General features: G+C 73.5%; 9 protein-coding genes. 5 read left to right on the top strand and 4 right to left on the bottom strand.

Features of this window, described 5'->3' with window-relative positions; all coding sequences use genetic code 11:
• Nucleotides 1-17: 17 nt before the first annotated feature.
• Nucleotides 18-416: a pentapeptide repeat-containing protein gene (locus tag NQZ70_RS53600; RefSeq protein ID WP_165374463.1), complete on the bottom strand. Its 399-nt coding sequence runs from the start codon at nt 414-416 to the stop codon at nt 18-20.
• On the opposite strand from NQZ70_RS53600, the gene NQZ70_RS43705 reads away from it, so the two are divergent.
• Both NQZ70_RS43705 and NQZ70_RS43700 read left to right on the top strand, forming a co-directional pair.
• A complete protein-coding gene (locus tag NQZ70_RS43705; protein WP_165374462.1) occupies nt 310-4,170 on the top strand; it encodes a protein kinase domain-containing protein in 3,861 nt (1,286 codons plus the stop codon). The two genes, NQZ70_RS53600 and NQZ70_RS43705, sit on opposite strands and share 107 nt — an antisense overlap.
• A 137-nt stretch (nt 4,171-4,307) precedes the next feature.
• Complete coding sequence (locus NQZ70_RS43700) at nt 4,308-5,318, top strand: ADYC domain-containing protein (RefSeq protein WP_129579507.1); 1,011 nt, start codon at nt 4,308-4,310, stop codon at nt 5,316-5,318.
• Between the two features lie 16 nt (nt 5,319-5,334).
• Here the strand turns inward: NQZ70_RS43700 and NQZ70_RS43695 are convergent, their stop codons facing one another.
• The gene (locus NQZ70_RS43695; protein WP_129579506.1) at nt 5,335-5,916 is read right to left on the bottom strand and encodes a peroxiredoxin; all 582 of its coding nucleotides are present in this window, start codon (nt 5,914-5,916) and stop codon (nt 5,335-5,337) included.
• 320 nt (nt 5,917-6,236) lie between these two features.
• On the opposite strand from NQZ70_RS43695, the gene NQZ70_RS43690 reads away from it, so the two are divergent.
• The 3 genes from NQZ70_RS43690 to NQZ70_RS43680 all read left to right on the top strand — a co-directional run bounded on the left by NQZ70_RS43690 (nt 6,237) and on the right by NQZ70_RS43680 (nt 12,649).
• On the top strand, nt 6,237-7,073 hold the full coding sequence (locus NQZ70_RS43690) for a neutral zinc metallopeptidase (protein WP_129579505.1): 837 nt from the start codon (nt 6,237-6,239) through the stop codon (nt 7,071-7,073).
• Between the two features lie 189 nt (nt 7,074-7,262).
• Nucleotides 7,263-11,897 (top strand): capsule biosynthesis protein CapB, encoded by a 4,635-nt coding sequence (locus NQZ70_RS43685; RefSeq protein WP_129579504.1) that lies wholly within the window; start codon nt 7,263-7,265, stop codon nt 11,895-11,897.
• A 164-nt stretch (nt 11,898-12,061) separates the two neighbouring features.
• On the top strand, nt 12,062-12,649 hold the full coding sequence (locus tag NQZ70_RS43680) for a Uma2 family endonuclease (protein WP_129579503.1): 588 nt from the start codon (nt 12,062-12,064) through the stop codon (nt 12,647-12,649).
• A 51-nt stretch (nt 12,650-12,700) separates the two neighbouring features.
• Here NQZ70_RS43680 and NQZ70_RS43675 read toward each other — a convergent pair whose 3' ends face one another.
• Entirely contained in the window at nt 12,701-13,507 is an 807-nt protein-coding gene (locus NQZ70_RS43675; RefSeq protein ID WP_237244595.1) for a hypothetical protein, read from the bottom strand.
• Between the two features lie 148 nt (nt 13,508-13,655).
• The gene (locus NQZ70_RS43670; RefSeq protein ID WP_129581928.1) at nt 13,656-14,345 is read right to left on the bottom strand and encodes a 2OG-Fe(II) oxygenase; all 690 of its coding nucleotides are present in this window, start codon (nt 14,343-14,345) and stop codon (nt 13,656-13,658) included.
• Between the last annotated feature and the right edge of the window lie 7 nt (nt 14,346-14,352).

Here is a 14,352-nt window from a genome sequence, read left to right as displayed (position 1 = left end):
CGAGCCATCGAGTCCGATCACGCGCTGCGGCGACCGCGCGTCACACCCCGGACGCCGGATGTGGCGCCCTGCGCGGTCGCTTCGGACGTCCCCGGCGGCGTCGACGCGGGGTCCCTCCCGCCGCAACGGGTATATTCGTCAGGCCACCGCTGAGCCAGGCGCGCCCTCGTGAAAGAGAAAACCGCTTCGACCCTCTCGCAGGCCGCCCTGCGCCCCGGCGGGGCGGAGACGCTGCCGCGGGCGGCCGACGCGCCGCCGTCGAGCTTGGCGCCGTCGAGCTTGGCGCCGTCGAGCTTGGCGCCGTCGAGCTTGGCGCCGTCGAGCTTCAGCCCGCCGAGCTTGGCGCCGTCGAGCTTCAGCCCGCCGAGCCGCTTCGAGGAGTACCGGCTCGTCCAGAAGCTCGGCAGCGGCGGCATGGGCGACGTCTACCTCGCGCACGACACGCTGCTCGACCGCATGGTCGCGGTGAAGCTCATCCGCGCGGAGGAGGCGGACGCCGAGGTGCGCGCGCGGCTGCTCGCCGAGGCGCGCGCCGCCGCGCGCATCCAGCACCCGAACGTGGTCGCTATCTACCGCGTGGGCGAGCTCCGGGGACAGCTGTACATCGTGTCGGAGTTCGTCCGCGGCCAGAGCCTCGACCGCGTGACCGTGCCGATGCCCTGGCAGCGCGTGCTCGAGCTCGGGGCCGGGCTCGCGCGGGGCCTCGCGGCCGCCCACCGCCGGGGGGTGCTGCACCTCGACATCAAGCCGGCCAACGCGGTGCTCACCTTCGACGGCGAGGCGAAGCTCCTCGACTTCGGCCTCGCCAAGCTGCTCGACCCGGCGGCGGTGCAGGCGCCCGCGATCCGCGGCGTCGCGGCGCCGCCCGGGGCGCACGGCGACGACGCGGCGCTCGCGCACGGCGACGAGCCGCTCGACGGCGGGATCCGCGAGGCGGCCGAGATGGCGGCGCTGCTGCTCGACGCGACGAAGGGCGTCGATGGCGGCACGCCCCACTACCTGCCGCCCGAGCTGTGGCGCGGCGAGCTGGCGACGCGCCGCTCCGACGTGTACTCGCTCGGCGCGCTGCTCTTCGAGCTCTGCGCCGGCGTCCCGCCGCACGACGACGTGCCGATGCTCGATCTCCCGCGCGTCGTCCAGTGCGAGCGGCCCCGGCCCCTCGCCGCGCTCGCGCCGGGCGTCGACGCGCGGCTCGCGGCGGTCATCGAGCGGTGCCTCGAGATCGACCCCGCCGCCCGCTTCGCCTCGGGCGACGAGCTGCGCGACGCGCTCGAGCAGCTGCTCGCGCGGAGCCGGCACGCCTCGATCGCGCCGGAGGGCAACCCCTACCGCGGGCTGCTCGTCTTCGACGTCGAGCACCGCGCGGTGTTTTACGGGCGCAGCTCCGAGACGGGGACGATCCTCGACCGGCTGCGCTCCGAGCCCATGCTCGTCGTGGCCGGCGACTCGGGCTCGGGCAAGTCCTCGCTGTGCCGGGCCGGCGTGCTCTCGCTCGTGCTCGAGGGCGCCCTCGGCGGCGGGCGCGCCTTCCAGGCGGCGATGATGGTGCCCGGCCGACGCCCGCTCGCCGCGCTGGCCGCCGCGCTCGAGCCGGTCCTCGGCGCGCCCGCCGAGCGCATCGCCGAGGCCGTGCGCGCGGCGCCTGGCTCGCTCGTCCGCGACCTCCGCGCGCGCCTCGGCGAGCGCGGCGGGCTCGTGCTGTTCATCGACCAGCTGGAGGAGCTCGCGACCCTCAGCAGCCCCGCCGAGGCGGCGCTCGTCGGCGACGTCCTCAGCGCCTTCGCGGCGCGCTCGCCGTCCCTGCGCCTGCTCGCCACGGTGCGCGGCGACTTCCTCGCGCGCGTCGCCGGCATCTCCGGCCTGGGCGACGAGATCGAGCGCGCGCTCTACCTGCTCCGCCCGATGTCGGCGGACAAGCTCCGGGAAGCGATCACCGGGCCGGCGCGGGCCAAGGGGGTCGCGTTCGAGTCGGACGCGGTCGTCGAGGCGCTCGTCGAGTCCACGGCCCGCGCCGAGGGCGGGCTGCCGCTCCTCCAGTTCGCGCTCGCCGAGCTCTGGGACGCCCGCGCCGCGCCCGACGCGCCCCTCAGCAGCGCGGATCTCGCGCAGATCGGCGGGGTCGAGGGCGCGCTCGCCCGCCATGCCGATCGCGTGCTCGGCCGCATGCCGCCCGCGGTCCACGCGGCGGCGCGGCGGCTGCTCGGCGAGCTCATCACGCCGCAGGGCACGCGGGCGCGGCGCGCGGAGGTCGAGCTCGCGGGGCCGGGCGGCGACGAGCCGGCGCGCGCGGCGCTCGAGGCGCTCGTGCAGGGCCGGCTCCTGTTCGCCCGCGAGGGCGAGCAGGGGACGGTCTACGAGATCGCCCACGAGGCGTTGATCCACGGGTGGGGGACGCTGCGCCACTGGCTCGAGGAGCAGCGCGAGCAGCGGGCGATGCGCCAGCGCCTCGACGCGTCCGCCGCCGAGTGGGAGCGGCTCGGCCGGCGCCGCGACGCGCTCTTCAGCGCGCGCCAGCTGAAGGAGGCGAAGGGGCTCGAGCCGGGCGATCTGCCGCCGCGCGAGGCGGCATTCCTCCGGGCGTCGCGGCGCGCCGTCCTGACGCAGCGCGTGGCCCGGTGGGCGCTCGCCGTGGGGGTCCCGCTCGTCGCGGCGCTGCTCTACGGCGCGCTCGAGCTCAGGGCGGCGCGCCAGCTCGCCGCCCGGGCGAACAGGAAGATCCAGGAGGCCGCGGACATCTCGGCGGCCGCGGCGCGCGAGGGCGCCGCGGCCGAGGCGCTCCGCGCCGACGCGCTCGCGGCGTTCGACGGCCGGCGCCGCGACGAGGGGGAGGCGCTCTGGGACCGCGCGCGCAGGCGCGCCGCCGAGGCCGAGCGGCTCCACCTGCAGGCGAGCCAGAAGCTGGAGGCGGTGCTCACGCTCGACGGCACCCGCCGCGACGCGCGCGATCTGCTCGGCGACGTGCTCTACGAGCGCGCGCTCGCCGCGGACGGCCGGGGCCACCCCTCGCTGCGCGACGAGCTGCTCCAGCGCATGACCACGTACGATCCCGACGGCGTGCGCCGGCAGCGGTGGAGCGCGCCCGTCGAGGTGGCCATCGAGACCGACCCCCCCGGCGCCGACATCACGCTGGAGCGGTACGAGACCGACGCGGAGGGGCGCCGGCAGCTTGTCGACCTGCGGCTCCTCGGGTCGACGCCGGTCTCGAGCATCGCGCTCGCGCAGGGCTCTTACCTGCTCACGTGCGAGGCGCGGAACCGCACCATCGTGCGTTATCCGTTCCTGGTCCGCCGCGGAGAGCCGCGGCGCCTCTCCATCCCGCTGCCGCACGCGGGGGACGTCCCGCCCGGGTTCATCTACATCCCGCCCGGACGATTCCTCTTCGGCGCCGCCCTGGACGACATGTACCGGTGGGCGTTCCTCTCGACCGTTCCCCTTCACGAGATCAGCACGGGCGCCTACCTCATCGCGCGGCACGAGACGACGTTTCAGGAGTGGCTCGACTACGTCCAGACGCTCCCGAGAGAGTCCCGCGAGCAGTCATCCATCATCCAGGCGGGCAACGGCGCCATGACGGGCGCCCTCGGGCTGCGCCGCCTGCCCAGCGGCGTATGGCAGCTAACGATCCAACCCACGGTGCAGGCCTACACGGCGCGCGCCGGCGAGCCGCTCGTCTACCCCACGCGGGGGGTCCGGGCGCAGCAGGACTGGCTTCGTTTCCCGGTCACGGGCATCTCGTTCGCGCAGGCGACCGAGTATGCCGCGTGGCTCCACAGGACGGGCCGTGTCCGCGGGGCCCGGCTGTGCACCGATCACGAGTGGGAGCGCGCGGCGAGGGGCGCCGACAGCCGGATCTTCCCGCACGGCGACACGCTCTCTCCCGGCGACGCCAACTTCGATGAGACCTATGGCAAGGAGAGCTCCACGATGGGTCCAGATGAGGTGGGCTCGCACCCTGCCTCACGTAGTCCCTTCGGGGTCGACGACATGGCGGGGAACGTCCTCGAGTGGGCCATTTCGTCGATAGAGGCCGACAAAGTACTTTTGCGCGGCGGGGCTTACCTCTACGATCAAACATCGGTCCGAAGTGACAACCGGACCGTCGTTGACGGCACCTTCCTCGATCCGGTGATTGGGCTCCGCATCTGCGCTTCCTTTCCTCCACCTCCGTGAAGGGTGACGAGGATCCGCGGCGCCCGGGCAGCGCCGAGCGACGCCGCGCCCCTCGCGGGAGCGGAGCGCGACAGCCGGGAGGAAGATCGTCGGCGCGCAGGGCGTCATGGCTTCAGCGTCAGCGTTCGGAGGCGATCATGTTTCAGCGAGGGTTCCTGGCAGGGGCGATGGTCGGGCTCATCTCCGTGGGTGTCGGTTGCGTCGCGGAGGTCGAGGGCGGCGAGGGCGACGAGGAGCCGGCGGAGAGCGCGCTCGCGCTGCAGGCGTCCAACGATCTCACCTTCAACGGCACGTACCTGAACGGCACCCAGCTCAACGGGGTGCGCTTCAACGGGGTGCGCTTCAACGGGGTGCGCTTCAACGGGGTCTCGCTGGACGGGGCGACGCTGATCGGGACGCGCGAGAGCGACGGCAAGCCCGTCCGCGGGGTCGACTTCATCGGCGCGGAGGCCGAGGCGATCCTGGACGATGGATCGACCGTGGTCGTCCGCATCACGAACGTCGTCGAGCGTGACGGGATCACGTATTACACGGTGAAGTACCACGCCGGCGGCCCGGTCTGGGCGAACGTCTGCGGCGAGGGCCTCGACGCGATCGCGGTGAAGGGGATCTGGGACCCGGTGACCGGCGCCTTCTCGAACGACGGGAGCCAGTTCACGTTCGCCTGCCAGGGCGCGGCGATCGCGAAGTGCGCCGAGTGGGGCTACAAGGACTGGCAGGCCAAGGCGGAGTGCGACGGGAAGCGCTGCGAGAGCCGGGATCTCTCGTACTTCCACAAGGCGTGCGTCCGCATGGTGCGCGCGGACTACTGCGGCGACGGCGCGCCGCACACGCGGGTCGGGACGGCGATCGACGTCTGGGATGCGCTCGGCATCCAGCGCGAGACGGAGGCCTCCGGCATGAGCCTCGAAGCCGAGTGGACCGTGGACGGCGCCGCGTGCATCCGCCACACGCGGTGGCGAGGCGTCGTCGGCAACCCGGACCGCGACTACGTCATGGCGCATTGCCCGGAGCGGTGGGCCGGGCCCGATCCGAGCTGCGGCGGGCCCGGCTCGACGTTCCACAAGGAGAGCGGCTTCGCGACGCCGCTCGCCGAGCGGCGCGTCCTGCGGAACGCGTCGTTCACGACGAACGTGAGCCCGCTGTAGCGCGGCGCCGCGGCGCTCAGCTCTTCGCTGCGGCGAGGATCGCCGCGGCGTGCTCCTTGGGATCCACATCGAGCCAGACCTGCTTGATCTTGCCGTCCTTGCCGATGAGGAAGGACTGGCGAGCGGCGAGCTCGTTGCGCAGCGGCACGCGGAACGCGCTGGAGACCGCGCCGCCCTCGTCGACGACGAGCGGGAACGGGAGCTCGTATTTCTCGACGAAGGCCTGGTGGCTCTGGGCGTCCTGGGTCGAGACGCCGTAGACCTCCAGCCCGGCGGCCTGGAGATCGGCCCAGCCGTCGCGCAGGCCCTTGGCCTGGATGGTGCAGCCCGGCGTGTCGTCCTTGGGATAGAAGTAGACGAGCACCTGCTTGCCTTGCAGGCTCGAGAGCTTCACCTCCCTGCCGTCGTGAAGCTTGAAGGTCACGTCGGGCGCGGCGTCGCCGGGCTTGAGCGCGGCGGGCTGGGCGGAGGCGCCCGCCTGGGCGGGCTTGTCGGCGGCCCCGCCGGGCGCGCCGGAGGGCTCGTTGCAGCCGGCGGCGAGGGCCAGCGCCGCGAGCGCGATGCCGAGGGGGGAGGCGAGGGGCGTTGTGCGCGTCATGATGGCGCGCATGGTCCCACCGGCCCCCGCGGACGGCAAGCGAGCGCCGGCGGCGGCGCGCGCCGCGGCTCCGGGCGGAGAGCGCGCTGCCGACGTTCGTGGGCGGCGCGGGTCGCTGGAGAGGACACTCGAGGAGACTCGCTCTCAGGGTGCCAGAAGGCACCGAGGCCCAATTCTCGTTTGGTGCGTCTGGCGGCTCGATTCGAGCGCCGGTCCAGGGCGGTAATCCGACGGCTCCGATGAAGCGAGCAATGCAAAACGTCCTGACGAAAAGCTAAGGTGGCGCCCGAGGCGCGCTCCACGCTATATCTGCGTTTGCCATGCGCTGGACACCTGGGAAACGCAGTGCGAACCTCCGAGATCTCCGCGGCGTCTCCGGCGGAGCGAAGCTCGGCGTCGGCGGGACGGTGATCCTGCTCGTGCTCTCCCTCGTCTTCGGGAAAGATCTCCTCTCCTCGGGGCTCGGCCAGGGCGTCTCGCTCCCCGGCGCGCAGAGCGAGCGCGCGAGCTCGCCCGAGGAGGAGCGGCTCGTCGACTTCGTCTCCTTCGTCCTCGATGACACCGAGGCCGTGTGGAAGCAGGTGTTCAGCCGGATGGGGCAGACTTATCCGGCGCCGCAGCTGACGTTGTTCACCGACTCCGTGAGGTCGGGCTGCGGCGTCGGCGAGTCGGCCATGGGGCCGTTCTACTGCCCGGCCGATCGGACGGCGTACATCGACCTCGGCTTCTACCGCGAGCTCAAGGCGCGGTTCGGCGCGCCGGGCGACTTCGCCCAGGCCTACGTGCTCGCCCACGAGATCGGCCACCACGTGCAGAACGTGCTCGGCACCGAGCGCCGCGTGCGCCAGCTGCAAGCCTCGCGTCCGGGCGACCGGAACGCCCTCTCCGTGCGCATGGAGCTCCAGGCGGACTGCTTCGCCGGCGTGTGGGCCCACTCCACCGCGAAGCGCGATCTGCTCGAGGAGGGCGACGCCGAGGAGGCGCTCCAGGCCGCGTCCGCGATCGGCGACGACCGGCTGCAGAAGAGCGCGACCGGCAGGGTCAACCCGGAGACGTGGACGCACGGCTCGTCCGCGCAGCGGGTCGCCTGGTTCAAGCGCGGTATGCGGGGCGGCCGCGTCGAGGACTGCGATACGTTCGCGGAGGCCTCGCCCTGAAGGCGCGGCGCGCGTCCGAGGCGGCCCGGAGCGTCCAGGTCGGCAGGGCCAAGGCCGTGTGAAGAGCGGCTCGCGACAGCTCCGCGCCACGGTGTACCCTGCTCGCCCGCCGATGGTCTCGCCGTACGGTGCTCCTCGCTTCCGGCCGCAAGGCCGCTCCCCGCGCGCTCGATCCGGCCGGGGGGCGCCGTGAGCCTGCGCGAGGCGACCGACCCCTGGACCGCGGCGCCGCGATCGATCGCGGAGGTCGTCGAGGACAGCCTCCCCCAGATCGAGGTGCGCTGCCGCCCGCGGGCCATCGCCACGGTCGTCGCCCGCGTCACGGCGGACCTGGGCGACGGGGAGCCCCCGCGGCCCGCGCTGCTCGCCGCGCTCGCCCGGTGCGCCGACGGCGCGGCCGCCGAGGTCGACCGGCTGCGCAGCGCCGAGTCCGCGCTCGTGGTCGCCTACCAGTCGGCCGCCACCCCGGCCGAGCGGCGCGAGCTCCTCGCGCGGCAGCTCCGCGTCTGGGCGCGCGAGCGCAAGAAGAGCGGCGCCGCCTCCCCGCTCGGCTGGGCCGCCGCGCGCGTCGAGCAGGCCGGCGACCTCTCGGCGCTCGCCCGCAACCTCGACCTCGAGGCGGCCCAGGAGCGCTTCGCCACGGCCGTCGCCGACCGCCTCGACGAGATCGAGGTCGCCTACCACGCGCTCACCCACCTCGCGCAGCACCTCGACCCGCCCGACGCGCTGCACGTCGTCCGCGACGGCGGCGTCCTCCGGCTCGCCATCGCGCACGCCGAGCCGAGCCGCGCCGCGCCCGTCCGACGGGCCGCCATGCTCGCGGCCGTCGCCCTCCTGCACCGCATCCCGGCGCGCGAGCGGCTCGGCCACCTCGGGCTCGACGCGGCCCGCTCGGTGCTGGCGTGGTCGCGCGGCGTGGGCGCGTCCCGCTGGGTGCAGATCGCCGCCCTCGAGATCGGCGTCCTCCTCTTCCCCGACGAGGCGTTCTCGCTGCTCGCCGAGCGCATCCGCGCGCGCGACCCGGCGGACAAGGACGGCCCCATCCTCCGCCGCAACGCCCTGCGCCTCCTCGGCGCGGCCGCGCGCCCGTCCGCCCCGGTGATCCCGCTCGGCGACGCGCGCGCGGCGAGCGCTGCGCGGCCCGCCGCAGCCCAGGACCCGCGCCGCTGGAACGGCGCGCAGGCCGGCAGCGGCAGCAGGCCGAGCGTCGCGCCGGAGGCAGCCTCCTCGGGGGGCGCCCTCGAGGGCCCGGGCGGCGCCGAGCTGCCCGACGCGCCCGCGCCCGACTCGGCGCCCCGGCTCAGCGCGGAGCCCGCCGTGAGCGCGCCGCCCGCGCGCGCGGCCTCCGCGAGCGCGGACCCGCTCGCCATCGCGCTCCTCGCCCGCGACGACCCGAGCGAGCACGTCCGCCAGGAGCTCGTGCGCCAGCTCCTCGCGCTCGGCAGCCCCGAGGCCCTCACGGCGCTCGCCGAGATCGCGGAGGCCGACGGGTCGCCGCGCGTCCGCGGCTACGCCATGCGGGAGCTCTCGCGCTTCGCGACCGACCACGCGGACGCCGTCCCGCACGCCGAGCGCGCCGTGCGCTTCGCCCTCACCAAGCCCGGCCCGCCGCTCGCGTCCCGCGCGGCCCTCGAGGCGGTGCGCACGCTCTGCGCCGGGCCCTACGCCCCGCTGCCGCCGGCGACGTTCGTCGACCTGCTCGCCGAGTTCGCGAGCCGCCCGGCGCTCTCGCCGGATCTGTCCGACGAGGCGGCCGCGGCGCTGCGGCTGCTCGAGGTCGAGAGCCGCCCGGTCGCCGAGCACATCCGGCAGGCGCTCGTGGCCGCGGCCTCGGAGCTCCTCGAGGGCGAGAGCGCGCCGGTCGAGATCCCGGCCGACGCCGAGCCCCGGGACATCGAGCGCGCGCTCCTGGTCGCCTCGCGCGGCGACATGACCTACACGCTCCGGCGCCGCGGCCGGGGCCGGTACGTGCTCACGCGCGGCGAGCCGCGCGGCTTCCGGCTCTGGCGGCTCATCCACGAGATGCGCACCCCGATGCCGGACAAGCGCAAGGGGTGGATCCACACGAGCGGCCGCCTGTTCGCGGGCGAGCTCGTCGCGCCGCCGGTCGGCATGGCGGAGGTCACGCCCACGCGCGTGCCGGGCGAGCGCCACGTCTACCCGCCCGTCGGCGGCTGGGGGCCGTTCGTCCCCCGCATCGACGATCTGCTCGCCGCGGCCAGCCTGACCCAGCGCGAGATCCGCCTCATCACGGCGCGCGGGACGGTCACGGTGCGCGCGCCGGCCAAGCTCGCGCACCGGCTGCGCGCCCGCGCCCTGCTGACGTGGCGCTACGACCGCTACGCGCAGGCCCGCATGCGCGCGCTCGTGGCGCAGGAGCCGGCCGAGCAGAAGAAGTTCACGCTGATGACCGGCGAGCTCGGCTTCACGGTCGCGCTCGGCGACACCGGGGGCGAGGTCGACGGCCGCCCGTACGCGATCGAGCCGCACCTGCCGAGCAAGTACCTCGCCGTCGCGCTGCCGTCGGCGCTCCAGCTCGGCCGCGACTGGCTCGTCGGCCCGTCGGTGCCCGTCTGGATCGACAGCTTCCTCTCGTACCTCGTCTCGCCCGCGGGCAACGTCCCCACGCAGCTCGCGTGGATCGTGTTCCTCGTCCTCGCGTACATGGTGCTGCGCGCCGCGTGGATCATGACGCAGATCGAGCGCGCGCGCCGGGGCATCCCGCTCACCATCGGCGGCTGGGGCACGCGCGGCAAGAGCGGCTCGGAGCGGCTCAAGGCCGCGCTGTTCCACGCGCTCCGGTACGACGTCGTCGTGAAGACGACCGGCTGCGAGGCGATGTTCATCCACGCGATGCGCGACCTGCCGGCGCAGGAGATCTTCATCTACCGCCCCTACGACAAGGCGACCATCTGGGAGCAGCGGAACATCCTCGCGGCCGGGAGGAACCTCCGCGCGCAGGTGTTCCTGTGGGAGTGCATGGCGCTCCAGCCGCTCTTCGTGGACACGCTCTGCTCGGAGTGGATGCGCGACGAGATCACGACGCTGACGAACGCGTACCCGGATCACGAGGACATCCAGGGCCCGGGAGGCGAGGACGTCGCGCGGGTGATCGCGCGCTTCATGCCCACGGACGGGCTGTCGTTCACGACCGAGGAGCAGATGCTCCCGCTGATCAAGGACCAGGCGCAGCGCAAGGGGACGAACCTCGTCGCGATCCCGCCGATCGACGCGGATCTCCTGCCGGTCGATCTCCTCGATCGGCTCCCGTACCAGGAGCACCCGCGCAACGTGGCGCTGGTGCTGGCGCTGGCGGATCACTTCGGGGTCGATCGCGAGTTCGCGCTGGTCGAGATCGCGGATCACGTGATCCTCGACCTCGGCGTGCTGAAGACGTACCCGACGGTGCAGTACCGCGGGCGGAAGCTGACGTTCTCGAACGGGATGAGCGCGAACGAGCGCGCCGGGTTCATGTCGAACTGGACGCGGCTCGCGTTCGACAAGCACGACATGGACGCGACGCCCGGCAAGGCGACGGTGATGGTGGTGAACAACCGCGCGGATCGCGTCGCGCGGTCGCGCGTGTTCGCGCAGATCGTCGTCGAGGACATCGGGGTCGATCACGTGGTGCTGATCAACTCGAACCTCGGCGGGATGATGCAGTTCATCACGGAGGGGCTCGACGCGCGCCTGCGCGACATGGTGATCACGGGCGACGGGGGCAAGGAGCGCGCGCTCGAGCGCTTCGACGAGCAGATGAAGAAGGTGGGCGTCCCGGCGCGCGCGGGCGCGTTCGAGGAGGATCTCACCCGGATGCTGCGCGCGCTGCCGACGATCGACGAGGCGGCGGCGGCGGCGATCGTGGGCGGCCCCGAGGTCCTGGGGAAGAAGGGGGAGCCCGAGGCGATCGAGGCGGCGGTGAAGAAGGCGCTGGAGGCGCACGCGCCGCCCGCGGGCGAGGACGACATCCGCCCGGACATCGTCCACCACGCGGCGCGGCTGTCGCGGCGGCTGGCCCGGCGCGACAAGGCGCGCGCGGAGGTCGAGGCGGCGCTGTCGCGGGGCGCCGACGCCGAGGCCAACCAGGCGTTCCGGGCGGCGTTCCGCGAGCTGTTCCTCGAGCGCATCGCGGTGCTGTGGAACGCCGACGCCAAGGGGGACAAGGTGATCGACTTCATCACGCGCGAGGTCCCGCCGGGGTTCGACGCGCGGCTGATGGGGTCGCAGAACATCAAGGGCACCGGGCTCGACTTCGTTTACCGGTGGCTGTCGATGGACCGGGTGCGGACCGCGATCGAGCGGATGCAGAGCAACCCCTCGGCGCGGCGCGAGGTGCTGACGTTCTTCCTGTCGTACTCGGATTTCGGCCTCATCGATCTGCGCGAGGCGCTCGCGGCGGTGCGCGCGGCCAAGGAGCAGGGCGGCGCCGGGTGGGCGGAGCACGCGAACCTGATCGACGGGGCGATCCGCAGGCTCGAGGCGCTCGACAAGGAGAAGACGGCGGCGCTCGTGGTGACGGGCAAGACGGGGGTCGGGACGAAGGTGCTGCTCCGGATCGAGCAGTTCGTGGATCACATGGACTCGGTGCGCCGGACGCGGTGGGCGAAGATCGTGATGACCGACCTGTTCGCGATGCGCATCGGCCACGGCCAGGCCGCGCTGCTGCTGCGGGAGATCGTCGGGCGGCAGAAGGGCGGCTGGCTGGCGAAGGACCTCGCCAAGTGGGTCGAGAAGCGCAGGGCGTGGCTGGAGAGCCGGCGGAAGAAGCCGAAGAAGGCCGAGGCGGCCGCGCCGCCGGGGGCGCCGGCGACGGAGCAGGGGTGACGGGGAGGCGGTGACCGCGCGCGCTCGACCGCCTGGGGGAAGGGGGAGCCGACGGGAGGAGGTGCCGGCGCGGGGAGGAGGGCGGCGGTGGGCCGCTTCGGACCTTCCGGGGGAAGGGGGCGGGCGTCTCGCCTCCGGCGGGCGGATGCCGTACGCTGTCCGCGATGGGACATCCTGCCAGGCGCACCGGGCTCTCGCCCGCCGAGTACCTCGCGTTCGAGCGGGCCTCCGATCAGAAGCACGAGTACGCGAACGGCGAGATCTTCGCGATGTCGGGCTGCACCCGGGCGCACAGCCTGCTGGCCGGGAACATCCAGCGCGAGCTCGGCAACGCGCTGCTCGATCGCGCCTGCGAGGTCCACACCTCCGACCTGCGCGTCAAGATCACGGCCACGGGGCGTTACGTGTATCCCGACGCCTCCGTGGTCTGCGGCGATCCCGTGTTCGAGGATACGGAGCTCGACACGCTGATCAATCCGAGCGTGATCGTCGAGGTGCTCTCCGATTCATCGGAGGCCTACGATCGCGGCGACAAGTTCGCTCAGTACCGGAGCGTCCCCTCCATCGCGGAGTATGTGCTCGTCTGCCAGAAGGAGGTGCGCGTCGAGCACTTCCAGCGGCAGCCGGACGGCCGGTGGCTGCTCGCCATCCTGGGCCCCGGCATGCAGCTCGAGCTCGAGTCGGTCGGCGTCTCCCTCGACGTCGACCGCGTCTATCGCAAGGTGCCGCTCGCGCCCTCCGAGCTCGATTGAGCGGCCCTCCTCGGGAGACCCCGGGCGCGCTCGCGCCCGGGGCGGCGCGCGTCACTGCGCTGGACGGCAGTACTCGTCCTGCGGGGTGACCGACTCCACGACGACGGTCGTGCCCTTTCGGATCACGAACTCGCTCAGCCCGACCTCCTGGCCCTCTGGGCTCCAGTCGTACGTATAGCCGAGGCGCGTCCACGGATATCCATCCTCGCCATAGGACGTCGCCTTCAGGGCGTTGAACCAGTCCTCGTGTTCTTGCGGCGTGCCTTCCGGGAAGTCGAGATCGGCGGTCGTGTCGTCGATCTCGAGGTCCGGGGTCGGGCGGAACATCGACTCGGCCGGCACCCAGAGCGCCACGACGCGGTCCTTGCCGCTGTCCGGCGGCAGGCCGAGCAGCTGCTCGAGCCGCAACGAGAGCGCCGCTCCTTCGAGGCCGCTCGCGCGGCAGAACGCCTGGAGCTCGGGCGCCGCCGTGCTCCAGACCTCGACGCCGAGCTCCGTCTCCTCGCCCACGAGCTCGTCATAGCCCGCGTAGGACGTCCAGGTGAGCATCAGCACACGATCCTCGGCGTCGCGGACGAGATTGGCATTCTCGTCGTCGATCGCCGTCAACGTGTCCACGCGCTCGCTCTCCTCGGCGACCTCGGCGTCGGCGACGGCCGCGTGGTACAGCTCGAGCAGGCTCGCCTCGCCGCCCGCGCCGCCGCCCCCGCCCTCACCCGCGCCGCCCTGACCCGCGCCGCCGCCCTCGCCCGCACTGCCGCTCCCGCCTGCGCCGCCGCTACCGTCCGTGTCGTCGCCGCCGCACGCGACGAGCAAGGCGCACGCGCAAGCCCCCACCGCCAACCAGGTTTTGCCCATATCTCCTCGATGCCTCTCGCCTGTCCCGCCGGCTCACCGAGAGCCGACCGGACATCAGCCGCCGCAGGCTACAGCAACGAGGTGACCGGCGGGCCACGGCGATGAGGTGACGGCGCGAGATCCTCGCCCGCGCTCTCCCAGCGCGCCATCACGCCGCGTCGTGAAAGATGATACCCACCGTGTGGCGATGCCCCGATCGCACACGGCTGACGCCGTGCCGCATGTTGACCCGGTACACGCCGCGCGTGCCCTGCACGGGGCGATGACGGACGGCGAAGACCGCCGCGTCGCCCTGGCGCAGCGGCACCACCATCGGTCGAGATTGCATCCGCGGGCGCTGCTCCGCCATCACGAGCTCGCCGCCCGTGAAATCGCGCTCGGGCTCGGAGAGGAGGATCGCGACCTGGAGCGGAAAGACGTGCTCGCCGTAGAGATCCTGATGCAGGCAGTTGTAGTCACCCTCGCCATACTGCAAGAGGAGCGGCGTCGGCTGGACCTGGCCCGCGGCGTGGCAGCGCTCGACGAAGCCCGCGAGCTCCTCCGGATACCGCACGTCGAGGCCCATCGCCGCGCTCCAGCGGTTGGCGATGGGCGCGAGGCGCGGATAGAGGCTGGCCCGCAGGGAGGCGATCAGCGCGGGCAGCGGGCGCGCGAAGTACTTGTACTCCCCGCGCCCGAACCCGTGCCGCGCCATCACCACCCGGCTGCGAAAGAGCTCGTCGCGCGCGTATAGCGCGGCCAGGTCGCCGCACTCGGCCCGGGTGAGCAGGCCCTCGATCACCGCGCAGCCGTGCGCGTCCAGGTCCTGCGCCACGCGCGCCCAGTCCACCGACGCCACCCGCTCG

Origin of the sequence: Sorangium sp. So ce836 (assembly GCF_028553905.1) — a bacterium.
GTDB lineage: Bacteria > Myxococcota_A > Polyangia > Polyangiales > Polyangiaceae > Sorangium > Sorangium cellulosum_D.
Note: the sequence above shows the minus strand (reverse complement) of the source record. Positions and strands in the feature narration are given on the sequence as shown.